This is a genomic window from Streptomyces sp. MGP-P1, from assembly GCF_057766565.1.
The window spans coordinates 2003606-2025543 of the sequence record NZ_JBYMEM010000007.1 but is presented as its reverse complement, the minus strand read 5'-3'; the positions used below and the strand labels follow the sequence as shown (position 1 = coordinate 2025543).

At 72.1% G+C, this 21938-nt stretch carries 20 protein-coding genes and 1 pseudogene; 6 read left to right on the top strand and 15 right to left on the bottom strand.

The window, feature by feature from the left end; all coding sequences use genetic code 11:
- Positions 1-61: 61 nt before the first annotated feature.
- Positions 62-1516, bottom strand: coding sequence for an aminotransferase-like domain-containing protein (locus AC3CH1_RS30610; RefSeq protein ID WP_488465847.1), 1455 nt, complete (start codon positions 1514-1516; stop codon positions 62-64).
- On the opposite strand from AC3CH1_RS30610, the gene AC3CH1_RS30605 reads away from it, so the two are divergent.
- Together AC3CH1_RS30605 and AC3CH1_RS30600 are read left to right on the top strand one after the other, a co-directional pair.
- Positions 1515-2555, top strand: coding sequence for a DMT family transporter (locus tag AC3CH1_RS30605; RefSeq protein ID WP_488465846.1), 1041 nt, complete (start codon positions 1515-1517; stop codon positions 2553-2555). The genes AC3CH1_RS30610 and AC3CH1_RS30605 overlap by 2 nt on opposite strands.
- Before the next feature lie 47 nt (positions 2556-2602).
- Positions 2603-2806, top strand: coding sequence for a DUF1918 domain-containing protein (locus tag AC3CH1_RS30600; RefSeq protein ID WP_488465845.1), 204 nt, complete (start codon positions 2603-2605; stop codon positions 2804-2806).
- A 153-nt stretch (positions 2807-2959) separates the two neighbouring features.
- Here the strand turns inward: AC3CH1_RS30600 and AC3CH1_RS30595 are convergent, their stop codons facing one another.
- Positions 2960-4267, bottom strand: coding sequence for a glycoside hydrolase family 10-like protein (locus AC3CH1_RS30595; protein WP_488465844.1), 1308 nt, complete (start codon positions 4265-4267; stop codon positions 2960-2962).
- A gap of 200 nt (positions 4268-4467) precedes the next feature.
- On the opposite strand from AC3CH1_RS30595, the gene AC3CH1_RS30590 reads away from it, so the two are divergent.
- Positions 4468-5325, top strand: coding sequence for a 3-hydroxybutyryl-CoA dehydrogenase (locus AC3CH1_RS30590; RefSeq protein ID WP_488465843.1), 858 nt, complete (start codon positions 4468-4470; stop codon positions 5323-5325).
- 172 nt (positions 5326-5497) lie between these two features.
- Here the strand turns inward: AC3CH1_RS30590 and AC3CH1_RS30585 are convergent, their stop codons facing one another.
- The gene (locus AC3CH1_RS30585; protein WP_488465842.1) at positions 5498-6688 is read right to left on the bottom strand and encodes an FAD-dependent monooxygenase; all 1191 of its coding nucleotides are present in this window, start codon (positions 6686-6688) and stop codon (positions 5498-5500) included.
- Positions 6689-6791: 103 nt separating this feature from the next.
- Here AC3CH1_RS30585 and AC3CH1_RS30580 point away from each other — a divergent pair, with 103 nt between their 5' ends.
- Complete coding sequence (locus AC3CH1_RS30580) at positions 6792-7523, top strand: TetR/AcrR family transcriptional regulator (RefSeq protein ID WP_488465841.1); 732 nt, start codon at positions 6792-6794, stop codon at positions 7521-7523.
- A 282-nt stretch (positions 7524-7805) separates the two neighbouring features.
- Here AC3CH1_RS30580 and AC3CH1_RS30575 read toward each other — a convergent pair whose 3' ends face one another.
- The 9 genes and pseudogenes from AC3CH1_RS30575 to infC all read right to left on the bottom strand — a co-directional run bounded on the left by AC3CH1_RS30575 (position 7806) and on the right by infC (position 17873).
- Positions 7806-8336, bottom strand: coding sequence for an NUDIX hydrolase (locus AC3CH1_RS30575; RefSeq protein ID WP_488465840.1), 531 nt, complete (start codon positions 8334-8336; stop codon positions 7806-7808).
- A gap of 86 nt (positions 8337-8422) precedes the next feature.
- Positions 8423-9775, bottom strand: a complete 1353-nt coding sequence (locus AC3CH1_RS30570) for an NsdA family TPR-like regulatory protein (protein ID WP_488465839.1) — start codon at positions 9773-9775, stop codon at positions 8423-8425.
- A gap of 417 nt (positions 9776-10192) precedes the next feature.
- Positions 10193-12706, bottom strand: a complete 2514-nt coding sequence (pheT, locus tag AC3CH1_RS30565; RefSeq protein ID WP_488465838.1) for a phenylalanine--tRNA ligase subunit beta — start codon at positions 12704-12706, stop codon at positions 10193-10195.
- Positions 12706-13845, bottom strand: a complete 1140-nt coding sequence (gene pheS / locus AC3CH1_RS30560; protein WP_488465837.1) for a phenylalanine--tRNA ligase subunit alpha — start codon at positions 13843-13845, stop codon at positions 12706-12708. The genes pheT and pheS overlap by 1 nt, the downstream gene beginning before the upstream one ends.
- A 168-nt stretch (positions 13846-14013) precedes the next feature.
- Positions 14014-15191: pseudogene (locus AC3CH1_RS30555) on the bottom strand (sensor histidine kinase).
- Between the two features lie 172 nt (positions 15192-15363).
- Positions 15364-16209, bottom strand: coding sequence for a TrmH family RNA methyltransferase (locus AC3CH1_RS30550; protein ID WP_488465836.1), 846 nt, complete (start codon positions 16207-16209; stop codon positions 15364-15366).
- Between the two features lie 140 nt (positions 16210-16349).
- Complete coding sequence (gene rplT / locus AC3CH1_RS30545; RefSeq protein ID WP_007457565.1) at positions 16350-16733, bottom strand: 50S ribosomal protein L20; 384 nt, start codon at positions 16731-16733, stop codon at positions 16350-16352.
- A gap of 107 nt (positions 16734-16840) precedes the next feature.
- Positions 16841-17035, bottom strand: coding sequence for a 50S ribosomal protein L35 (gene rpmI / locus AC3CH1_RS30540; RefSeq protein WP_003970213.1), 195 nt, complete (start codon positions 17033-17035; stop codon positions 16841-16843).
- Positions 17036-17156: 121 nt separating this feature from the next.
- Positions 17157-17873, bottom strand: a complete 717-nt coding sequence (infC, locus tag AC3CH1_RS30535) for a translation initiation factor IF-3 (protein WP_397923159.1) — start codon at positions 17871-17873, stop codon at positions 17157-17159.
- A 370-nt stretch (positions 17874-18243) separates the two neighbouring features.
- Here infC and AC3CH1_RS30530 point away from each other — a divergent pair, with 370 nt between their 5' ends.
- Positions 18244-18606 carry a DUF1844 domain-containing protein gene (locus AC3CH1_RS30530; protein WP_018959482.1) on the top strand — a complete coding sequence of 121 codons (363 nt, stop codon included), beginning with the start codon at positions 18244-18246 and terminating at the stop codon, positions 18604-18606.
- An 88-nt stretch (positions 18607-18694) separates the two neighbouring features.
- Here the strand turns inward: AC3CH1_RS30530 and AC3CH1_RS30525 are convergent, their stop codons facing one another.
- From AC3CH1_RS30525 to AC3CH1_RS30515, 3 genes are all read right to left on the bottom strand, one after another.
- Positions 18695-19408 carry an MIP family channel protein gene (locus AC3CH1_RS30525; RefSeq protein WP_488465835.1) on the bottom strand — a complete coding sequence of 238 codons (714 nt, stop codon included), beginning with the start codon at positions 19406-19408 and terminating at the stop codon, positions 18695-18697.
- Positions 19409-19523: 115 nt separating this feature from the next.
- A complete protein-coding gene (locus AC3CH1_RS30520; protein WP_488465834.1) occupies positions 19524-20252 on the bottom strand; it encodes an SseB family protein in 729 nt (242 codons plus the stop codon).
- A 60-nt stretch (positions 20253-20312) separates the two neighbouring features.
- Positions 20313-20918, bottom strand: a complete 606-nt coding sequence (locus AC3CH1_RS30515; RefSeq protein WP_488465833.1) for a TetR/AcrR family transcriptional regulator — start codon at positions 20916-20918, stop codon at positions 20313-20315.
- A gap of 67 nt (positions 20919-20985) precedes the next feature.
- On the opposite strand from AC3CH1_RS30515, the gene AC3CH1_RS30510 reads away from it, so the two are divergent.
- On the top strand, positions 20986-21936 hold the full coding sequence (locus AC3CH1_RS30510; protein WP_488465832.1) for a DMT family transporter: 951 nt from the start codon (positions 20986-20988) through the stop codon (positions 21934-21936).
- Positions 21937-21938: the final 2 nt, after the last annotated feature.

The following is a 21938-nucleotide window of genomic DNA, read 5'->3' as shown; positions in this document are numbered from 1 at the left end:
GCGGGATCGTGGGGCCGAACGCCTGTTTGGTCAAGAGGGCGCGCACGGCGGGGCGCTGCGGTCAGCCGCCCAGGAACCCGTCGAAGGCGGTACGGAGGCGCCGGACGCCCTCCACGATCTCGGCCGCCCCGGAGACCGCGGCGAAGCTCAGGCGGACGTGGCCGGCCGGGGGTTCGGCGCAGAAGTAGGGCCGTCCGGGGGCGATGGCGACGGAGGCGCGCAGGGCGGCCGAGACGACGGCCGGCTCGTCGGTGGCCGCTCCCGGGCCGCCGCCCGGGAGCCGGAGCCAGAGGCTGCCGCCGCCCGCCGGAAGATGCGGCAGCGCGAGTTCCGGCAGCTCGCCGCCGAGAGCCGCCGCCATGGTCGTCCGGCGGTGCTTCAGCTCGGTGGCGACCGCGGCGAGGTGACGGCTCCAGGACGGGGAGCCGACGAGTTCCAGCGCGGCTTCCTGGAGCGGCCGCGGTACGAAGAAGCTGTCGACGACCTGGATGGCCCGCAGGCGCTCCAGCACCGGCCCGCGGGCGGCCAGGGCCCCGACCCGCAGGCTGGGCGAGGTGACCTTGGTGAGCGAGCAGACGTGGACGACGACGCCGTCGGGATCGTCGGCGGCCAGCGGTGCCGGAAGCGGTCCGGCGTCGTCGTGGACGAGCCGGCGGGCGAAGTCGTCCTCGACCACGAACGCCCCGGCCGCGCGGGCGATGGCCAGGATCTCGGGGCGGCGGGCGGGTGCCAGGGTGGTCCCGGTGGGGTTGTGGAAGAGGGGCTGGGTGACGAAGACCCGGGCGCCGGTGGCTCGGAAGGCGTCGGCGAGCAGATCGGGGCGTACCCCGTCGGCGTCCATCGGCACGGGGACGGGTCGCAGTCCGGTGGCGCGGGCGGCGGCGAGCATCCCGGGGTAGGTGGGCGACTCCACGAGGACCGGGGCACCGGGCGGGGCGAGCGCGCGCAGCGCGGTGGCCAGGGCGCTCTGGCCACCCGCGGTGATCAGGACGTCGGTGCCGGAGACGGCGGGGCCGATCTCGCGGGCGAACCAGGAACGCAGTTCGGGCAGTCCGTCCGTCGGGGGGCGGCCCCAGGCGCCGGGTCTGCGGCCCGCGCGGGCCAGGGCCGCGGAGAGCGCACGTTCGGGCTGGAGGGAGGCGTGGAGGTAGCCGCCGTTGAACTCGATGACGCCGGGCGGCGGTGCGGCGAGGGTGACCAGCACGCCGGAGGCGTCCACGGTGCGCGGCACCACCTCGGGCCCGCCGTCGCCGCTCAGCGACACCTCCTGCCAGGACGTGTCGCCCGGAGCGGGCAGGGCGACGCGGGGATGCGCCCGGAAGGCGCCGGAGCCGGGGCGGGTGACGACGAGCCCCTCGGCGGCGAGCTGGGCGATGGCGCGGGAGACGGTCACGGGGCTGACCCGGAACCGCTCGACCAGCGCACGACTGGATGGCAGCTTTCCACCGGGAGAGTAGCGGTTGAGGTCAACCTTCAGGGAAGTGACCAGTTCGGCGACGCTGCTACGCTCTTGCATGAGAACAGACAATAGCGCTATCCCGCCTTCATCGATAGCGGTTACCGAGCCGGTCGGCACCTCTCGGACCGCTGCGGCGATCCCGCCGGAAGCGGCCGTTGCCTCGGCCGCGGACGGGTCGGGAAGCAGGCCCGCGCCGGGGACATCGGTCGGCCGGAGCGGCACCGTGCTCGCCGGGCTCGGCGTGGTGGCGTTCTCGCTCACCTTCCCGGCCACCGCCTGGGGGCTGGAGAGTTTCGGCCCCTGGTCCCTGGTCGCTCTGCGCAGTGTGCTCGCCGCCCTGATCGCGGGCAGTGTGCTGCTGGCCGCGCGCGTCCCGCTGCCCGAACGCCGGCACTGGGCCGGCCTCGCGGTCGTCGGGGGCGGGGTGGTGGTGGGCTTCCCGCTACTGACGACGCTGGCGCTGCAGACCTCCACCACCTCGCACGCGGCCGTGGTCGTGGGCCTACTGCCGCTCACCACGGCGGTGCTGGGGTCCCTGCGCACCGGTGAGCGCCCTTCACGCACGTTCTGGACCGCGGCTCTCGCCGGGGCCGCCGTGGTGATCGCCTTCACCGTGCAGCAGAGCGGAGGGGCTCTCGCCACCGGCGACCTGTACCTGTTCGGCGCGCTCCTCGTATGCGCGGCCGGGTATACCGAGGGCGGTCGGCTGGCCCGGCTGATGCCGGGATGGCACGTGATCGGCTGGGCCCTGGTCCTGTGCCTGCCGCTCGCGGTGGCGGGCGCCCTGGTGGCCCTGCCCCTCGAACCCGTGCACCTGAACGCCCACGGCGTCCTCGGCCTGGTGTGGGTCGCCGCCGGGTCGACCTTCCTCGGGCTGTACGTCTGGTACCGGGGCATGGCGGCGATCGGGGTCGCCCGGGCCAGTCAGCTCCAGCTCGCCCAGCCGCTGCTGACGCTCGTATGGTCCTTCCTCCTGCTCGGCGAGGAGATGTCCGCCGCGGCTCCGGTGGCGGCGGTGGCCGTGCTGGTCTGCATCGCCGCCACCCAGCGGGCCGGCCGCGGCGCAGCGGGGGAATCCCGGCGCGTACGGTCATAGACTTGTCGACACGGATACCGTCTCCCCCTGTGAGGAGGTCGCTCCCGATGGAGGCACACACGGGCGACCGGCTGCTGATGCACGGCAGGACCGTGGGACAGCACGACCGGGTCGCCGAGATCATCGAGGTGCTCGGCGACGGGGGCGCTCCCCCGTACCGGCTCCGCTTCGATGACGGCCGTGAACACCTGATGTCACCGGGCCCCGACAGCGTCGTCCGGCACAGAGAGGCGCCGAAGGACGGGCGGTAGCGGCAGGATGCGCGGTGGCCGGGACTCGCACACCCGGATCCCGGCCACCGCACGCCCCTCAGCCATCCGCTCATGCGCTGCCTCAGCCGTGCGCGGCCCCGGCGGCCCGGCCACCGCACCGCCGGAGACCGGACCCGGGTCCCGGGTCCCGGCTCACCCAGCCGAAGGGCGACCGTGGTGCGGATAGGTGCTGCCCCGGTCCGGATAGAGCCGGACCCGGTCCGTGTAGTGGTCGGCCACGACGCGCCGCATCGCGCCGATCCGGTCCGCCATCACGCTCTTCCCCGAGAAGAAGACGTGGCCGCCCACCTCCGCGTGGTCCCGGGCGAGGGTGAGGTGGCGGGACAGCTCCGCCGGGTCCTGCCAGGGATCCGCCTGCGCGGGGTCACCCGCCTTGTACAGCGCCTCGCCCACGTACAGATCGACGCCCGTGCCCCGGACGGTCCGGCTCCACCAGGCGAGGACCTTGGCGTAGTCGGCGGCGGTCTGGCCGATGTGCCAGTAGATCTGCGGGCAGATGTAGTCGATCCACCCTTCCTTGACCCACTTGCGGGTGTCGGCGTACAGGTCGTCATAGGTCTGCACGCCCGCCCGGGTGTCCGAACCCAGCGGGTCGGTCGCCGCGTTGCGCCAGACCGCGAAGGGGCTGACGCCGAAGCGGACGTGGGGCTTGATCTGCCGGATCCGCTCCGCCGTCTCGCGCACGAGCCGGTCGATGTTGTCGCGCCGCCAGGCCGCCCGGTCGGCGAAGCCACCGCCGTACCGCTCGAACTCCGCGTCGTCGTCGAAGGTCTGACCGGACACCGGATACGGGTAGAAGTAGTCGTCCCAGTGCACCGCGTCGACGTCGTAGCGCCGCACGGCGTCCAGCATCGCGTCCTGGACGAAGCGGCGGACCTCCGGCAGCCCGGGGTTGTAGTAGAGCTTCCCGCCGTACGGCACGACCCAGCTCGGGTTCCGCCGGGCCGGGTGGGAGGCGATGAGGCGGGTGGGGTCGGTGTGGTTCGCCACCCGGTAGGGGTTGAACCAGGCGTGCAGCTCCAGGCTCCGGTCGTGCGCCGCGCGCACCGCCGTGCCGAGCGGGTCCCAGCCCGGGTCCTTCCCCTGGGTCCCGGTGAGGCAGGCGGCCCACGGCTCGTGCGGCGAGGGCCACAGGGCGTCGGCGGTCGGCCGGACCTGGAACACCACCGCGTTGAGCCGCAGCTCGACCGCCCGGTCCAGATACGCGAGCAGCTCGGTCTCCTGTCGCGCCGCCGTGAGCCCCGGCTTGGACGGCCAGTCGATGTTGGCGACCGTCGCGATCCACATACCGCGGACCTGGCCCGGCGCCGCGAACCGTCCGCCGCCGCCCCTTCTCCTCCCCGCCGGAAAGGCGACCGCGTCACCGGCCGACGTCAACGCCGCCAGCAGTCCGGCCGCACCCAGCACGAACGCCCTCCTCGCCACTCCCGTTCGCCTCATCTTGGCCCGCCTCTCTCCACCATGTCCCGCTCCAACGTCGATAGCTCTACGTAACCGCATCATTCCCATCCGTGGCCGCCATGACCCGCGGGACGTCCGCATCGGCATTCGGAGTAACGTCGTGGGGTCGAGGCGGGCACCGGAATCACACGGGACCCTGCGATACGGAGAACAGCGAAAGGCACGAGGTGACGGACTCTATGGCCGACATTGCACGCGTCGGAGTGGTGGGCTGTGGCCAGATGGGCGCGGGTATCGCGGAGGTGTGCGCGCGCAGCGGCCTCGAAGTGAAGGTCGCCGAGACCACCGGCGAAGCGCTGGAGATCGGCCGCACCCGTCTGTACAACTCCCTCTCGAAGGCCGCCGAGCGCGGCAAGATCAGCGCGGAGGAGCGGGACGAGACCCTCGGCCGGCTGAGCTTCACGACCGACCTCGGGGAGTTCGCCGACCGCGATCTCGTCATCGAGGCCGTCGTGGAGAACGAGCAGGTCAAGACCGAGATCTTCCAGGTGCTCGACCAGGTGGTGACCCGGCAGGACGCGATTTTGTCCTCCAACACCTCCTCGATCCCGCTGGTGAAGCTGGCCGTCGCCACCTCGCGCCCGGACCGGGTCATCGGCATCCACTTCTTCAACCCGGCCCCGGTGCAGAAGCTCGTCGAGCTGATCCCGGCCCTGACCACATCGGACGAGACGATCGCCCGCGCCGAGGCCGTCGTGCAGGACGTGCTCGGCAAGCACCCGATCCGCGCCCAGGACCGGTCCGGCTTCGTCGTGAACGCGCTGCTGATCCCCTACCTCCTCTCCGCGATCCGGATGTTCGAGTCGGGCATCGCCAGCCGCGAGGACATCGACAACGGCATGGAGATGGGCTGCGCCCACCCGATGGGTCCGCTCAAGCTGGCCGATCTGATCGGCCTGGACACCGTGGCCTCGGTCGCGGACTCGATGTACGCCGAGTACAAGGAGCCGCTGTACGCCGCTCCCCCGCTGCTCCAGCGCATGGTCGACGCGGGCCGACTCGGCCGCAAGACGGGGTCGGGGTTCTACGCCTACTGAGCGTCCTGCTGGCGGGACCGGCACCGATGCCGCCGGTCCTGTCAGGTCACGTTGCCCGAGGTCGGAGCCGTGTGCAGCCCGAGAAGCCGCGTCTCCCGCTGCCGGACCGACGCCGCGATTCAGACCTCGGGCCTACGCTGATCACCGCCTGCGGTGACGGTGGCCTCCGCAGTCACGCGCTGAGCCGGCTGAGCTCGGTTCGGTAGTCGGGCAGGGTGACTGTGCTGACCTTCTGCCCCGCCTTGAGCATCAGGTCGAGGAACGAGCGTCGGCTCAGCAGGCCGTTGCGGATACGAATGCCGCTCCGGGTGGTGGGGGCAAGGAACTTCCCGGTGCGCTCGCCGCCCCTCTGGCAGCCCTGGGCGTAGGCGCGCATCGCGTTCTCGTACCGGGTGAAGGCAGTTCGGTGGTCGCCGTTGGATCGTGCGAGTTCGCCGGCCAGCACGTAGGCAGCGACCATGCCGGTTCCGGTGCCCATGCCGCCGATGGTCGCGCCGCACGCGGCGTCCCCGACGAGGCCGATGCGCCCCGTGGACCAGGTGTCGACGTCTGCCCGGCTGATCGAGTCGAAGTAGATCTCCGGGGCCTGCCGGAGGGACGCGAGGAGCCGTGGCACTTCCCAGCCGAGTCCGGCGAACGCCTGGTGGATCAGGGTTTTCTGCTGCTCCGGATCGTGGCGGTCATAGGTGAGCCGAGGGGACGCGAAGACGAGGAAAGCGCCGGCCCGCGCTGCGTCCCGGTGGTCGCAGCCGACGCTCGCGAGGCGGCCTGGCGCGTTGTAGCCGACCGAACCCCGTCCGAAACCTCCGTCGTTGGGCAGCTGCCAGGTGGCTGCGTAGTAGCCGAGATGGCGGACGAACCTCACCTCGGGTCCGAAGGCGATCCGGCGCACGTTGGAGTGCAGCCCGTCCGCGCCGATCACGAGGTCGAACCGCCGGGACGCGCCGTGCCGGAAGGCGGCATGTACGCCCGCGGCGCTTTCGGTGAGGCCGGTGATGGAGTCGCCGAAGACGTACTCGGCGTGCGGGAGGCTGTGCTCGTACAGCACCCGGGTCAGGTCGCCCCGGAGCACCTCCACCTCGCCACCGGCGAACTCGGGCGGCAGGCGCAGGAGCTGTCGGCCCTGCTCGTCGACGAAGCGCATCGCGCTGCCGCCGGTCTGGATGGCGCGCAGCTTCTCGAGCACACCCATGCGTTCCAGCACGGTCAGATGGGTCTCTCCCCGGAAGTCGACGGCCTGGCCTCCGTCGCGCAGTGCTGGTGCCAGCTCCACCACCGTGGGCTCGAACCCGTAGTGGCCGAGCCAGTAGGCCAGCGCCGGCCCCGCGATGCCGGCACCGGAGATGAGGACGCTCTTGCTCATGGATGTCACTCCCTTAAAACTGTGTCCGGCGGACGCTAATTATTGGTGTGTACCGTAGACACAGTTTTGATGAGCCGCAAGACCGGAAGACGGGAGCGGAGCGATGAGCGACGAACGGAGCCCGATGGTGCGGCTGCTCTGGGGCCCGCACCCGAAGTCCTCGCGTGGTCCCAGGCCGGCGCTCAGCCTGGACCGCATCGCAGGGGCCGGGGCCGAGATCGCCGACGCGGAGGGACTGGGCGCGGTGTCCATGCAACGGGTTGCCGCGCTGCTCGATGTCACCAAGATGGCCCTCTACCGGTACGTGCCCGGCAAGGCCGAGCTGGTCGCCCTGATGGTCGAGGCCGCGATCGGCGAAGCCCCACCGGCGAGCGGCCCGCCCTACGACTGGCGGGAGGAGCTGGGCGGCTGGGCCCGCCGCCTGGTCACCGTCTTTCACCGGCACCCCTGGCTGCTGGACGCCACGGTCGGCCCGAGAGTCATGGGGCCCAGGGAACTCGCCTGGATGGAGCAGGCCCTCGCGGCGCTCGAGGGCACCGGCCTTTCCGGCGCCGAGCGGATGGACGCGGTCGTCCTGGTGTCCGGCCACGTTCGCGGGATCGCCCAGCAGGCACGGGCGGCAGGGCCGGCCGGCCACCCCGAGGCGCAGCTCAGCGACACGCTCGTGGAGCTGATGCGGGCTCACGGCGAGCGCTACCCCGCCCTCACCGCCGCGCTGGCCGCGGCGGCCGTGGAGGGAGGGAGGGACCAGGCACTGGAGTTCGGCCTGGACCGCATCCTGGACGGCCTGGGACTGCTCATCGCCCAGCGGTCGCGGGCTGTTCGCGGAGCTTAGGGGTCGGATGCTGTTCCCGGTCGGGCTGGGCGGACCGGGCAGGGGGCACGAAACGGCTGGAGCCACCAGCCGCAGTGGGTGCCGTATGCAAGTGGCTGACTACTTGGTACGCGGCGAATCATCGGCCCGCAGTAGGCACAAGCGGGGAACCGCGGGGAGGCGCCGTGCACACGGCTCGATGAGCTCCCGGAGTCCGCACACGCGATGCGCTGTCGAGGAGCCGGTCCCGGTCGCCCCCGTGGCCGGCTCCTCGCGCGTACGGAGCTCTCGCGCCCGGCCGGGTCAGCCCAGTCTCAGGTGGTGCAGCATCAGCAGGGCGGCCGCCATGTTCGCGGCGGGCACCTCGCCCCGGGCGATCATGTCCGGGACCACCTTGAGCGGTATCCACTCGCGGCGCGAGGACTCGAAGGCGTCCTTGGGTTGTCCGGTCCAGTGCGCCTCGTCGGACCAGAAGAGGTGGTGGCGGGCGTCGGTGAGGCCGTTCGACGGTTCCACGGTGAGCAGCGGGCGCAGCTCGCCGGGACGCCAGCCGGTCTCCTCCTCCATCTCGCGGGCCGCCGCCACCGCGATGTCCTCGCCGTCCTCGACGACGCCCGCGGCCAGTTCCCACCCCCAGCTGTCGGTGATGAACCGGTGCCGCCAGAGCAGCAGTACCTCGTTCGCCTCGTTGACGACGGTGGCGGCCGCGACGGGGCGCAGCCGGATGACGAAGTGGTCGAGGTGACTGCCGTCGGGGAGCTGGACGTCCGCCAGATTCACCCGGAACCACGGGTTCTGATACACATTCCGTTCGCTCAAGTTCGTCCACTGCACGGTTCTGCCGCCTTTCGACATGTTGGGGTCAACATGTCAGCAGGCTCGGCTGTCACGGGGAGCGAACGGCGGGGCGTCGGCAGAGCTCACAGAGGCACGCGGAGCGCCTCGTCGATGAGGTCGGTGGTCCCCACCGCGTCGGAGCAGCCGCTCGCGGCCAGTTCGCGCCGGATCTCCCGCAGCCGGTCGCGGAGGCGCTGGGACTCCATTCCCCGGGCCCTCATCGCCATTTCGGCAGCTGTACCGGCCGCGCGGTCGGCCTCGCCCTGAAGCAGCTCGATATGACTGAGCATCGCGAGACGGTGCACGCGCCCCCGGTCGTGCGCCGGGGCGCGCACGGCGGAGGCCGCGTGCTCCCGGGCGGCGGGCAGGTCCCCGAGACCGAGCAGCGCCTCGGCCACCTGGACATCGACCAGGCCCGGCTGGACGTATCCGGTCTCGTCCGGCTCCCGGCCGGTGTGGATCCTGCCCGCCTGTTCCTCGGCCCGCCCGATGCAGGCCCGGGCGCTCGCCGCGTCGCCCAGCCGGGCGTACGCCTTGGCCTGCATGGCGTGCAGATCGGCGGCGAGGGCGGGGGTGATGTGACCGCCGGCGGCCCGCAGCGCGGCCTCGGCGAAGGCGATGGAGCGGCGGTAGTCGCCGAGGAACAGCGACTGGGTGACCAGCAGCGCGATCACATAGCCACCCAGCCCCCGGTCCCCGCTGGACTTGGCGAGCCGCAGCGCCTGGTGGAAGTAGCGCTGGGCGAGTCCGTGGGCGTCGGAGTCGTAGGCGCAGATGCCCGCCACCGCCACGAGTCCCGCCGTCGCCCGGTGCAGGCTCCGGCCCAGGGCGTCGCTGTAGCCGCCGCGCAGCAGCGGTGCGGCCTCGGCGTTGAGGAAGCGGACGATCCGGGATCTGGTCGCGAGGCCGCCCGTCTTGCGGTACATCTGCTCGTAGTGGTCGCGGGCCGACTTGAGCATCGCTATGTCGGCCGCGCTGACCCGGCCCGGTCCCGGCCGCGAGACGTCGGTGTCCTCCGGGGGGTTCTCCCACTCCCAGACCGGCATCACCGCCGGCGTGCCGGTGACGGCGGGCACGGTGGCCAGGTGCGGGCGCTGCTGTTCGTCGGAGCGCCACAGGGCGGTGGCCCGCTCGACGAACCCGCAGAGGGATCCGCTCCCGGCGCCGGCGTCCGCCCCGGCGGAAGCGGCCGACGCGCCCATCCCGACGTCGTCGAGCCCTACGGGCCGCCCCAGCCGGCCGGCCAGCACCTCGCAGATCAGGTCGGGCGCCTGCCCCCGCGGGCGCTGGCCCTTGAGCCAGCGGGAGACCGCCGTGTGTTCGTACCGCAGGCTCAGCCCACGGGTCAGGCCCGCCCGGTTGACGTGACCGGCGAGGCCCGCGCGGGACACACCGGCCTCCTCGATCAGGGCTTCGAGCAGGACATTGGGCTCCATCGTCCCCCCAGGTGGGTGTCGCGATGAGCCTAGTGGAGCACGATTCACACGGGGTGTGAACGGAATGCCCGAACCCTCCTGCTGTGCGCTCTGCCGCGCGGGTCCCGGGCTCGGTTGAATGAGCTCCCTCGCAAGAGGCGGCCGGGTCGTCGGCTCCCCCTCGTAACGGCCTACGACCCGCACCCGCGCCGTCCGCGCTGCTGACCTGCCCGACACTCCGAGGCAGCGCGGACGGCGCTCGGACCGCACGGCCCACTGACCGACGACGAAGGAGGGTGGCTGCGGAACGGACATCGGAACCGCGTTCCTCCCGGTTCCGGCTCCGGCTCCGGCGTGTGGTCCCTCCGTCGCTCGGCGGGATGGAGAAGGGGCGTATCCGGTGGCCGGATACGCCCCTTCTCAACGCCGCGGCACGGGCTACGCGCCGCGCAGCACCGCGCCCGTGCGCTCGGCGGCCAGGGCCACCGCGCTGTCGCGGGCGGCGGACGCCTCCTCGACGGTCAGGGTGCGGTCGGCGGCGCGGAAGCGCAGCGCGTACGCCAGGGACTTGTTGCCCCCGCCGATCTGCTCACCGGTGAAGACGTCGAACAGCCGCAGCGATTCGAGGAGTTCACCCGCGCCCTCGCGCAGGGCCCGCTCCACGTCCGCGGCCGGTACGTCCCCGGCGACGACGAGCGCGACGTCCTGGGTCGCCACCGGGAAGGTGGAGATCCGGGGCGCCTGGAGCGCTCCGTCGACGGCCTGCTCCAGGACGTCCAGCTCGACCTCGGCGGCGCAGGTCCGCTCGGGCAGGTGGAGCGCCTTGATGACGCGCGGGTGCAGTTCGCCCGCGTGTCCGAAGAGGGTCTCCTCGCCGTTCACGGTGACGTACAGCGCGGCGCAGCGGCCCGGGTGCCACGGGGCGTGCTGGTCGGCGCGGACGATGACCTCCACACCGGCCTCGGCGGCGATGGACCGGGCGGCCTCGACGGCGTCCGCCCAGGTCGCCGGGGTGCCCTTGCCCCACCAGCCGGACTGCTCGCGGGCGCCCGCGAGGACGACGGCGGCGCGGCGCGGCTGGCGCGGCAGAGCCGCGTTCAGACCGGCGATCTCCTCGTCCGTGGGACGGCGGTCGACGGGCAGCCGGACGGCGGCCGTCTCCTCGCCGGTCGGCCTGAAGACCAGGCCCGTCTCGAAGAGCGCCAGGTCGTGGCTGCCGCGACCGTCGTTGCGCCGCAGGGCGCCGAGGAGGCCCGGCAGCAGCGTGGTGCGCAGCGCCGGCTCCTCGTCGGAGATCGGGTTGACGAGCTTGACCGTGCGGCGGCGGGCGTCGCCGGCCTCCAGGCCGAGCTGGTCCAGGACCGCGTCGCCGATGAACGGGTAGCTCAGCGCCTCGACGTAACCGGCTCCGGCCAGCACCCGGCCGATGCGACGGTGCAGCCGCTGGCGGTCGGTGAGACCGCGCCCGGAGGGGGGCGTCGGCAGCGTGGAGGGGAGGTTCTCGTAGCCCTCCAGCCGGATGACCTCTTCGGCCAGGTCGTTCGGCTCGTTCAGGTCGGGCCGCCAGGACGGGACGGTGACGATCAGCTCGTCCTGCCCGTAGACGTCGCAGCCGACCTGCTGGAGGCGGCGGACGACGGTCTCCCGGCCGTACCCCATACCGGCGACCCGGTCCGGGTGGTCGGCGGGCATCGCGATGGTGCGCGGCGCGGACGGGGCGGTGATCTCGGTGACCCCGGCCTCGGCGGTGCCGCCCGCGAGGAGGACCAGCAGATCCACCGTGCGCTGCGCGGCAGCGGCGGCGGCCTGCGGGTCGACGCCACGCTCGAAGCGCTTGGACGCCTCGGAGGACAGCTTGTGGCGGCGCGCGGTGCGGGCGATCGAGATCGCGTCGAAGTGCGCGGCCTCGATGACGACCTCGGTGGTGAGGGCGTGCTCGCCGTCCGCGTCGGCGATCTCGGTGTTGGCCCCGCCCATGACTCCCGCGAGGCCGATGGGCCCGCGGTCGTCGGTGATGACGAGGTCCTCGGCGTCCAGCACGCGCACGGTGCCGTCCAGCGTGGTGAGCTTCTCGCCCTGCGCGGCGCGGCGCACGCCGATCGGCCCCTCGACCCGGGTGCGGTCGTAGGCGTGCAAGGGCTGGCCGAGCTCCAGCATCACGTAGTTGGTGATGTCGACGGCCAGCGAGATCGGCCGCATCCCGGCCTTCTGGAGGCGGCGGCGCATCCAGATCGGGGAGCGGGCCTCCGGCTGGAGACCGGTGACGGTGCGCGCGGTGAAGCGGTCGCAGCCGATCGGGTCGCTGATCTTGACCGGGTAGCCGTACGCGTTCGGCGCGGGCACGTCCAGCAGCGCCGGGTCGCGCAGCGGCAGCCCGTACGCGATGGCGGTCTCCCGGGCGACACCGCGCATCGAGAGGCAGTAGCCGCGGTCCGGGGTGACGGCGATGTCGAGGACCTCGTCGACGAGCTGGAGCAGCTCGATCGCGTCGGTGCCGACCTCGTGCTCCGGCGGCAGCACGATGATGCCGTGCGTGCCGTCGTCGCCCATGCCGAGCTCGTCGGTGGAGCAGATCATTCCGTGCGAGGTCTTGCCGTACGTCTTGCGGGCGGCGATCGCGAAGTCACCGGGCAGGACCGCGCCCGGGAGGACCACGACGACCTTGTCGCCGACCGAGAAGTTACGGGCGCCGCAGACGATCTCCTGCGGTTCGCCGGTGCCGTTGGCGGTGCCGACGTCGACCGTGCAGAAACGGATGGGCTTCTTGAACCCCTCCAGCTCCTCGATGGTCAGGACCTTGCCGACGACCAGGGGGCCCTTGAGGCCCGCGCCGATCTGCTCGACGGTCTCGACCTCGAGGCCCACGGAGACGAGCTTGGCCTGTACGTCACGGCCGGTCTCCGTCGCCGGCAGGTCTACGTACTCCCGCAGCCAGGAAAGCGGGACGCGCATCAGATCTCCATCCCGAACGGCCGGGTGAACCGGACGTCGCCCTCGACCATGTCTCGCATGTCTTCGACGTTGTGGCGGAACATCAGCATCCGTTCGATGCCGAACCCGAAGGCGAATCCGCTGTACTTCTGGGGGTCGACGCCGCAGGCGACGAGCACCTTGGGGTTGACCATGCCGCAGCCGCCGAGCTCGATCCAGCCCTCGCTGCCGCAGGTGCGGCAGGGGCGGTCCGGGTTGCCGACGGACGCGCCGCGGCAGACGTAGCAGACCATGTCCATCTCGGCGGACGGCTCGGTGAACGGGAAGAAGTTCGGCCGCAGCCGGGTCTTCATGTCCGGTCCGAAGAGCGCCTGGACCATGTGGTCGAGGGTGCCCTTGAGGTCGGCCATGGTGAGGCCCTCGTCGACGGCGAGCAGCTCGATCTGGTGGAAGACCGGGGTGTGCGTGGCGTCGAGCTCGTCGGTGCGGTAGACCCGGCCGGGGCAGACCACGTAGACGGGGGGCTTGCGCTCCAGGAGCGAGCGGGCCTGGACCGGGGAGGTGTGCGTACGCAGCACGACGCCGGACTCGTCGCCCTCGGTCGCCTTCCCGTCGGGCGTGGCGCCCTGCACGAAGAAGGTGTCCTGCATCTGGCGGGCCGGGTGGTCGGGCACGAAGTTCAGGGCGTCGAAGTTGAACCACTCCGCCTCGACCTCGGGGCCCTCGGCGATCTCGTAGCCCATGGCCACGAAGACGTCCGCGACGCGCTCCATGATGGTCGTCAGGGGGTGGCGGGCGCCGGCCGGGACGCGGTCGTAGGGCAGCGTGACGTCCACGGCCTCCTCGACGAGCACCCGGGCGTCCCGCTCGGCCTCCAGCTCCGCCTGGCGGGCGGCGAGCGCCTTGGAGACGGCACCGCGGGCCTGGCCCACGCGCTTGCCCGCCTCGGCCTTGGCCTGCGGGGGCAGGGCGCCGATCTCGCGGTTGGCGAGGGACAGCGGCGAGGTACCTCCGGTGTGCGCGGTCTTCGCCTGGGCGAGCGCGTCGAGGTCGCCGGCGGCGGCGAAGGCGGCGAACGCCTCGTCCCGCAGGCGCTCGATCTCTTCCGGTTTCAGTGCCTCGACCTCGACTGGGTCGTACGACTTGTTCGGTGCCGACATCTCTTCCCGTGCTTCCGATTGGCTGATGGCGCGACCCCGCTCGACGACTGGAGGACGCAAAGGTGCCAAAGGTCGAGTCTAAAGGCCGCAGGACGGTCGGGGAGCCTGTGGGCCGCTCAGCCCTCCCGTCGCCCACCACCACCCTGCCTGATTGCTACGCAAACCCCTCTACTTCAGATAGGCGGGCATGCTCACAGGCAGAATAAATCGGAACTCGGCCCCGCCGCCGGGCCCCCGGTCGACGGTGATGGTGCCGCCGTGGGCCTCGACGATGCCCTTGACGATGTAGAGGCCCAGGCCCGTGCCGCCCCGCTTGCTCCCCCGCCAGAAGCGGGTGAAGACACGGCCCATCGACTCCTCGGGGATGCCGGGGCCCTCGTCGCTCACGGTGACAGCCGTTCCCGTCTCGTCGTCCGCCCCCGGCGCGGGTGCCGGGGCGATCTCAATGGTGACGGTTCCCTCGCCGTGGCGCACCGCGTTTTCCAGGAGGTTGCCGAGGACCTGGTCGACCTTGTCGGGATCGGCCCACAGGGCGGGCAGGGGCCCCCGGGCCCGGACCCGGAAGCGGTCGGGTGCCTGGCCGCCCGTGATGAGCGCCTGGATGTGCCGTGCCACAGCGGCGGAGACGTCGACGGGCTGGCGGCGCAGCTCCAGCCGGCCGGAGTCGATGCGGGAGATGTCGAGCAGTTCGGCGATGAGCCGGGTGACCCGGCCGGCGTCCGCGTCGACGGTCTCCAGCATCAGCCGCTTCTGGTCGTCGGTGAAACGTTCCCACTTGGCGAGCAGCGTGGCGGTGAACCCCTTGACGGAGGTCAGCGGGGAGCGCAGTTCGTGGGCGACGGTGGCGATCAGCTCGGCGTGGCTGCGTTCGGTACGCCGGCGGGCCTCGGTGCCCCGCAGCGAGACCACGACCCGTCGCACCGGGCCGAGCGCGTGCTCGCGTACGTAACGGGCGGAGACCAGCACCTCACGGCCGCCGGGCAGCAGCAGGTTGCGCTCGGGCTGTGCCTTGCGGGTGGCGAGTCCGCCGTACGGGTCGGTCAGCTCCCACCAGCGCTTCCCCTTGAGGTCCTCCAGCGGGAGGGCGACATCCAGGGGCGCCCGATGGCGTCGGCGCGGGGGGTGGCGGTGATGCGGGCGGCGGCGGCGTTGAAGCAGACGACGCGCCCGCTCGCGTCGGCGACGACGAGACCGTCGGGAAGGTCGTCCGGGTCGATGCCGGGTGCTGCCTGGCCGAGGCCGGCGCCGAGGTCGTCCGCACCGGCCGCCGACCCGTCCGGCTCCTCTTCCGCAGCGCGTGCCGCGGTGGTGTGCGCCGGTCGCGGCGAGCTCATGCCGACAGCCATCTTCCCGTATCCCCACCTCTCGAACCGGTGCAGTGGGCCCCCGAGTTCGTCACCCTACTAGGCGGTGGCGAACCGGCGACACCCTGTGGGGGCGCGGAGAGGAGTGCGCCGGCGGGAGGGGCGCGGGAATGGCTGGGATCGTGTGCTGACGGGCCGTCGGAGCGGTGCCGTGTTACGCGTCGGAGGTGCGCCGGGGACGCTGCGCGCGGGCGGAGGCGTACAGGCAGACGGCGGCGGCGGTGGCGAGGTTGAGGCTCTCCGCCTTGCCGTGGATGGGGACGCGGACGACGGCGTCGGCGAGCGCGCGGGTCTCCTCGGGGAGCCCCCAGGCCTCGTTGCCGAAGACCCAGGCGGTGGGGGTGCCCATGGTGCCCGCGTCCAGCTCGTCGTCCAGGTCGTCGGCCCCGGCCCCGTCGGCGGCGAGGATGCGCACCCCGGCGTCCCTCAGGCCCTGCACGGCCTGTTCGACGGGGACGCCGACGGCGACTGGCAGGTGGTAGAGCGAACCGGCCGAGGCCCGTACGGACTTGGGGTTGTAGAGGTCGACCGAGGCGTCGGTCAGGATCACCGCGTCCGCGCCGGCCGCGTCCGCGCAGCGCAGTACCGTCCCGGCGTTCCCGGGGTCCCGCACGTTGGCCAGAACGGCCACCAGGGTGGGTTTCGCGGCGAGGATCTCCTGGAACGGGGTGTCCAGGAAGCGGCAGACGCCGATGAGGCCCTGCGGGGTGACGGTCTGCGAGACGTCGGCGAGGACGTCATCGTCGGCCAGGTGCACCCGGGCGCCCGCGGTGTGGGCCGCCTCGACGATGTCGGCGTACCGGTCGGCGGCCTCGGGCGTGGCGAACAGCTCGATGAGCGTCGGCTCGCCGTCACCGCCCCGGTGGGCGGCGGCCTCGCGTACGGCCTGGGGCCCCTCGGCGATGAACCTGCGCTCCTTGCCCCGGAAGTTGCGGCGAGCCAGCCGGCGGGCGGCGGCGACGCGGGGGGAACGCGGGGAGATCAGTTCGGGGGTGCCCATGGTCGGCGGCGAGCCTCTCTGCGTACGGCTGTGGCGGTGTGGGGTGTCGTCGGCGGGTGGGTCGGCGGGCCAACGCACCGGACCCGCAGGCGGCGTGCGCCTGCGGGTCCGGTTCGCTTACCTGGAAGGGGGTGCCTGGATCAGGCGGCCTTCGGGGCGTTGACGTCGCTCGGGAGGGCCTTCTGAGCGACCTCGACGAGGGCGGCGAACGCGTTGGCGTCGTTGACCGCGAGCTCGGCCAGGATCTTGCGGTCCACCTCGATGTTGGCGGCCTTCAGACCCTGGATGAGGCGGTTGTACGTCATGCCGTTCTGGCGGGCAGCGGCGTTGATGCGCTGGATCCACAGCTGACGGAAGTCGCCCTTGCGCTTCTTGCGGTCGTTGTAGTTGTAGACCAGGGAGTGGGTGACCTGCTCCTTGGCCTTGCGGTACAGACGCGAACGCTGCCCGCGGTAGCCCTTGGCCGCCTCGAGAATTGCCCGGCGCTTCTTGTGGGCGTTGACTGCCCGCTTGACGCGTGCCACTTGTTAACTCCTTGTAGCGGGGCCGTGGGTGTCCTCACACGGCCCGGAAACGAATTGGTCCCGGTGTGATCGAGGTCGTGCCTCCGGGGCGAGCCGGAGGCCGAGCCTCACTTGCCGAGAAGCTTCTTGATCTTCTTGGCGTCGGCCGGAGCCACGACGACCGTGCCGGTCAGCGAGCGGGTCTTCTTGGACGACTTGTGCTCGAGAAGGTGGCGCTTGCCGGCCCTCTCGCGGAGCACCTTGCCGGAGCCGGTGATCTTGAAGCGCTTGCTGGCACCGCTGTGCGTCTTGTTCTTCGGCATCGCGCCGTTCTCTCCTCGTCAGTGGCGCCCCTCACGGTGCGGGGCACCGGACTGCAGGGGCGTCAGATCTCTATGGGATTCCGGGGGGACCCGGGGGCCGCCTGGATGGCAGCCCCTGAGGTCACGCCTCGGAAGGTGTCTCGGCCGGAGCCTCGACCGCTTCGGCCGGAGCCTCGGCGGTGTCGCCCTCGGTCGGCGCGTCGGTCGTGCCCTGACGCTCGGCCTTGCGGGCGGCCTGGGCCTCACGGGCCTCGGCCATGGCTTCGGTCTTCTTCTTGTGCGGGCCCAGAACCATGATCATGTTCCGGCCGTCCTGCTTCGGGTTGGACTCGATGAAGCCCAGGTCCTCCACGTCCGAAGCCAGACGCTGGAGCAGTCGGAAGCCCAGCTCGGGGCGGGACTGCTCACGACCACGGAACATGATCGTGATCTTGACCTTGTCGCCCTGCTTGAGGAACCGGACGACGTGACCCTTCTTGGTGTCATAGTCGTGCGGGTCGATCTTCGGCCGGAGCTTCATCTCCTTGATGACCGTGTGCGCCTGGTTCTTGCGCGCCTCACGGGCCTTCATGGCCGACTCGTACTTGAACTTCCCGTAGTCCATGAGCTTGCACACGGGCGGACGGGCTGTCGCCGCCACCTCGACCAGGTCGAGGTCATACTCCTGTGCGAGTTCCAGGGCTTTGGCAAGCGGAACAATCCCGACCTGCTCGCCACTGGGACCGACAAGTCGGACCTCGGGAACGCGAATCCGGTCGTTGATGCGGGGCTCGGCGCTGATGGATCCTCCTCGGTAGCACCACGCGACCGCCTGGCGGACAGCCGCGTAACGTCTTATAACGTCAAGACCAACCGAGCCGGGAGCGCAAAAATGCCCCGGACGGGACACAGGCGGGGCTCCAGGAACTACCGGAACACCGCCGCGGTCAACCGCGGGGCGCATCGGACGGCTCCATCGTCCGTACGGAACGATGGGGACCGTCTGACCGGTGACCCGCCGTCCGATGAGGACGGTCAGGTGGGAGATCGGAGCCTCCACTTGTGGGCCGGGCACATAGATGTCCGGCCGGTCGTTACACAAGGTTAGCAGCCCGGCCCCGGGGGCGCTAATCCCGCGTCTCCCCGCCATCGTCCCCCTCTTGGCCCCGGCGGGTCCCGAAGCGGCTCCCGCGCGCGGGAGGGCGGTGGCCTGGCCTTATCGTGTGGGCATGAGTGACGCGACCCCCAGCAGTGAGAACCCCGGCTTCGACGACATGGCCCGCGACATCGCGGAGGTCCCCGCGGTCGAGGTGATCGTGACGGTCGCCGTCAACCTGATGAGCGCAGCCGCCGTGAAGCTCGGCCTCACCGAGGAGGGCGAGGAGCACAAGGACCTCGACGAGGCCCGCAAGCTGGTCCAGGCGCTGGCCGGACTGCTGGACGCGAGCGCCACGGAGATCAGCACCTTCCACGCCTCCCCGCTGCGCGACGGCCTGAAGTCCCTCCAGCTCGCCTTCCGCGAGGCGTCGCTGGTGCCGGACGAGCCCGGCCACGGCCCCGGCGAGAAGTACACCGGTCCCGTCTACGGCTGACCGCCGCCCCCTTTCCCGTACGCCAGAAGCCCGCCGTCCCCCCGTGGGGCGGCGGGCTTCCGCATGGGTGCGGCCCGGGGCGGGTTCGTCAGATGGCGTCCTCGGTCTCCGCGGGCAGGAGGTTGGGGCAGGGGTGGGTGAGCCGGTGGACGTAGGCGGCGATCGCTCCGCCGACCACGGGCGCGACGAGGAACAGCCAGAGCTGGGAGAGGGCCGCGCCGCCCGCGAAGAGCGCCGGGCCGAAGCTGCGCGCCGGGTTGACCGACGTGCCGGTCAGCGGGATGCCCACCAGGTGGATCGCGGCGAGCGCCAGACCGATGGGCAGCCCGTCGAAGCCGGTGACCGCCACCTTGTGGGTCACCGCGAGGACCACGTAGACGAGCAGGAACGTCAGGACCACCTCGGCGAGGAACGCGCCGCCGATGTTGATGCCGACGGCCGACCGGTCTCCGTAGCCGTTGGTGCCGAACTCGCCGCTCGTCTCCAGTCCCGGGATCTGCTTCGCCAGCAGGAACAGCAGGGCGGCGCCGACGACCGCTCCGAGGAACTGGGCCACCCAGCGCTCGACGGCCGTACGGATGCCGATCCGGCCCGCCATATACATGCCCAGCGTGACCGCGGGGTTGACGTGGCAGCCGGAGATCGGGCCGAGCGCGTAGGCCAGCGCGAGGAGGGTGAAGCCGAAGGTGAGGGCGATGCCCACCGTGCCGAGGTAGTCGACGGCGACCACCGCGGACCCCACGGCGAAGAACACCAGCAGCACGGTGCCGAGGAACTCTGACGCCACGATCCGCTTCTGCATGGAACCACCTCGCGAGCTTGATCGGCCGGTCGGATTTCTCCGAATTCCCGACAATTCTCACGGCGGCGGGCACTTGGCGCGCGTCGACCGGGTCGTCCCGGTGCGGCCCGCTGCGTCAGCGGGCGAAGAGGGGCTCCCCCGGTGTGGGCGTGCCGGCGGGGAGAACGGCCAGATCCAGGCCGCTCACCAGCCGGGCCCGCAGCACCTCGCTGGCCGACAGCGCCTGCGCGATGCGGCGGGCCGCCTCGGCGGGCACGGCGTCCGGCGCGAGGACGAGGGCGAGGGTGCCGTCCGCACTGCCGGGGCCGAGGTGGGCGCGGACCACGGCGGGGTCGGCGGCCACGGTCTCCCGTACGGCCGCGAGGACGGCGGGGTCCTGGAGCGGGTCGGTGCTGGTGCGGTTCTCGGCGAGGGCCAGGAGCGCCTGCCCGCTCAGCTCGAAGGCGACGGGTCCGGCGAGGTCCAGCACGACGGTGTCGGCCTTCTCGTGAGCGGCGGCCTGGAGCGCCTGGTGCAGCGGTACGGCCACGGGACGCGCCTGCGGGTCCCAGAGCGCCAGCGACGCGGTCGAGGTGAAGGCGGGGAGCGCGCGCCGGTCGCCGGCCCGGAGTGTGGGCACGGCCATGTCGCTGGTCTTCTCGCGCCGGAGCCCCTTCTCGTCCTCCTCGACCTCGCCCAGGACGGCGACGACGGGGACCAGGAGCCGGGCGTCGCGCAGCGCCGTGAGGACCGGGCCGACGGCGCTCCGGTCGCGGGACCAGGCGTCCAGGGCCCTGGTCAGGGCGAGGGACGCCGAGCCGTCGTCGTCGGAGAAACCGGGGTCCGGGATGTTCTTGAGCTCCACGGGACGAGGGTAGTGCCTGGGGTCCGGCCGCCTGCCCGCAGGTGGGGCGGGCGCGAAGGCTCAGCGCGCGGTGACCCCGGCCAGCAGGGCGGCCGCCTCCTCGCGGGCGTGGGCGACGGGGTCCGGGAAGACCTTCAGTCCATGGGCGACCAGGGCCCCTTCGTGCAGCAGCATGAACGTCCGGCCCAGCCGGTCGGCGGCGTCGGGGCCCAGTCCCTCGACGCCTCGGGCGAGCCGGGTGAACAGGTGAAGCATCCACTGCTTCTGGCCGGTGATGACCGCGTGCGCCGGGTGGGACGGGTCGCTGATCTCCGCGTGGGCGTTGACCATGCTGCACCCCTTGGAGCCGTTCTCCGCCATCCAGGCGCGCGAGGCGTCGAAGACGGCCAGGATCCGGGCGCGCGGCGTGGGCGGCGCGGCGTCGAGGCGCTCGGCGAGGAAGGCGCGCCAGCGTTCGTCGCGGTCGGCGAGGTACTCCACGACGATCTGCTCCTTGGAGCCGAAGCGGTCGTAGAGGGTCTTCTTGGTCACCCCGGCCTCGGCGGCGATCAGGTCCACTCCGACGGCATGGATGCCCCGGTCGTAGAAGAGCCGCTCGGCGGCCGCCAGGGCCCGTCGCGCGGCAGGCGTCATGGTGATCCGTCGCAGCTCCTCGGAGGTACCCATGGCCACGAGTATACCGATCTGTATAGTCGAGAGGGTAGGTATACCGATCTGTATAGCGAGGTGCGTCATGAACGTCCTGCTCCCGGTCGCCTTCGTTCTGTGCTGGAGCTCCGGGTTCATCGGGGCCAAGCTCGGCGCCGGCAGCGCGTCCGCCCTCACGATCCTGATGTGGCGGTTCCTGCCGCTGACGGTCGTCCTGGCCGTGGTCGCGGTGACCGTGGCGCGCGCCTCCTGGCGGGGCCTCGGCGCCCGGGACGTGGTCCGGCAGGCGGTGATCGGCGCGTTGTCGCAGAGCGGCTATCTGCTGACCGTCTACTACGCGATCCACCTCGGGGTCTCCACGGGCACCACGGCCCTGATCGACGGGGTCCAGCCCCTGGTGGCGGGGGCGCTGGCCGGACCGCTGCTGCGGAGTCACGTGACCGCCCGGCAGTGGCTCGGCCTGTGCCTGGGGGTGGCCGGGGTCGTCGTGGTCACGACGGCCGACGCCTCCGCCGCCGCGGGGGTGGCAGGGTGGGCCTACGCCCTGCCGTTCGTCGGGATGTTGTCGCTGGTGGCCGCCACCTTCCTGGAGAGCCGTTCCGCCACCCGGGTGGCCCCTTCGGTGTCCCTGACCGTGCACTGCGCCGCCAGCACCGTGATCTTCACCGCGCTCGCCCTCGGCACGGGGACCGCGCTGCCGCCCGCCGAGCTCGCGTTCTGGGGCGCGGTCGGCTGGCTGGTGGTGCTGTCCACCTTCGGCGGATACGGGCTGTACTGGCTGATCCTGAGGCGCTCGGGCGTCACGGCGGTCAACACGCTCATGTTCCTGATGGCCCCGGTCACGGCGGTGTGGGGAGCCCTGATGTTCGGGGAGCCGTTCGGCCTCCGGACCGCGCTCGGCCTGGCGCTGGGGCTGGTGGCGGTGGTCGTGGTGCACCGCGGGGCCGCCCCGCGCGGCGGCGGGCACACCGGTGATCAGGCTCGGAAGGCGCCCGCGCGCGACCGGTCGGACACGGTGTCCGGGGCGAGCCGGTGATT

Excerpts from the sequence above, each read along its gene's own strand:
- AC3CH1_RS30525 (WP_488465835.1), bottom strand. The coding sequence starts at position 19,408 with ATGCAGAAGCGGATCGTGGCGTCAGAGTTCCTCGGCACCGTGCTGCTG.
- pheS (WP_488465837.1), bottom strand. The coding sequence starts at position 13,845 with ATGTCGGCACCGAACAAGTCGTACGACCCAGTCGAGGTCGAGGCACTG.
- AC3CH1_RS30580 (WP_488465841.1), top strand. The coding sequence starts at position 6,792 with ATGAGCGACGAACGGAGCCCGATGGTGCGGCTGCTCTGGGGCCCGCAC.
- AC3CH1_RS30610 (WP_488465847.1), bottom strand. The coding sequence starts at position 1,516 with ATGCAAGAGCGTAGCAGCGTCGCCGAACTGGTCACTTCCCTGAAGGTT.
- AC3CH1_RS30550 (WP_488465836.1), bottom strand. The coding sequence starts at position 16,209 with ATGGGCACCCCCGAACTGATCTCCCCGCGTTCCCCCCGCGTCGCCGCC.
- AC3CH1_RS30600 (WP_488465845.1), top strand. The coding sequence starts at position 2,603 with ATGGAGGCACACACGGGCGACCGGCTGCTGATGCACGGCAGGACCGTG.
- AC3CH1_RS30605 (WP_488465846.1), top strand. The coding sequence starts at position 1,515 with ATGAGAACAGACAATAGCGCTATCCCGCCTTCATCGATAGCGGTTACC.
- AC3CH1_RS30590 (WP_488465843.1), top strand. The coding sequence starts at position 4,468 with ATGGCCGACATTGCACGCGTCGGAGTGGTGGGCTGTGGCCAGATGGGC.
- rpmI (WP_003970213.1), bottom strand. The coding sequence starts at position 17,035 with ATGCCGAAGAACAAGACGCACAGCGGTGCCAGCAAGCGCTTCAAGATC.
- AC3CH1_RS30570 (WP_488465839.1), bottom strand. The coding sequence starts at position 9,775 with ATGGAGCCCAATGTCCTGCTCGAAGCCCTGATCGAGGAGGCCGGTGTG.
- AC3CH1_RS30515 (WP_488465833.1), bottom strand. The coding sequence starts at position 20,918 with ATGGGTACCTCCGAGGAGCTGCGACGGATCACCATGACGCCTGCCGCG.
- AC3CH1_RS30530 (WP_018959482.1), top strand. The coding sequence starts at position 18,244 with ATGAGTGACGCGACCCCCAGCAGTGAGAACCCCGGCTTCGACGACATG.
- AC3CH1_RS30510 (WP_488465832.1), top strand. The coding sequence starts at position 20,986 with ATGAACGTCCTGCTCCCGGTCGCCTTCGTTCTGTGCTGGAGCTCCGGG.
- AC3CH1_RS30585 (WP_488465842.1), bottom strand. The coding sequence starts at position 6,688 with ATGAGCAAGAGCGTCCTCATCTCCGGTGCCGGCATCGCGGGGCCGGCG.
- AC3CH1_RS30595 (WP_488465844.1), bottom strand. The coding sequence starts at position 4,267 with ATGAGGCGAACGGGAGTGGCGAGGAGGGCGTTCGTGCTGGGTGCGGCC.
- pheT (WP_488465838.1), bottom strand. The coding sequence starts at position 12,706 with ATGCGCGTCCCGCTTTCCTGGCTGCGGGAGTACGTAGACCTGCCGGCG.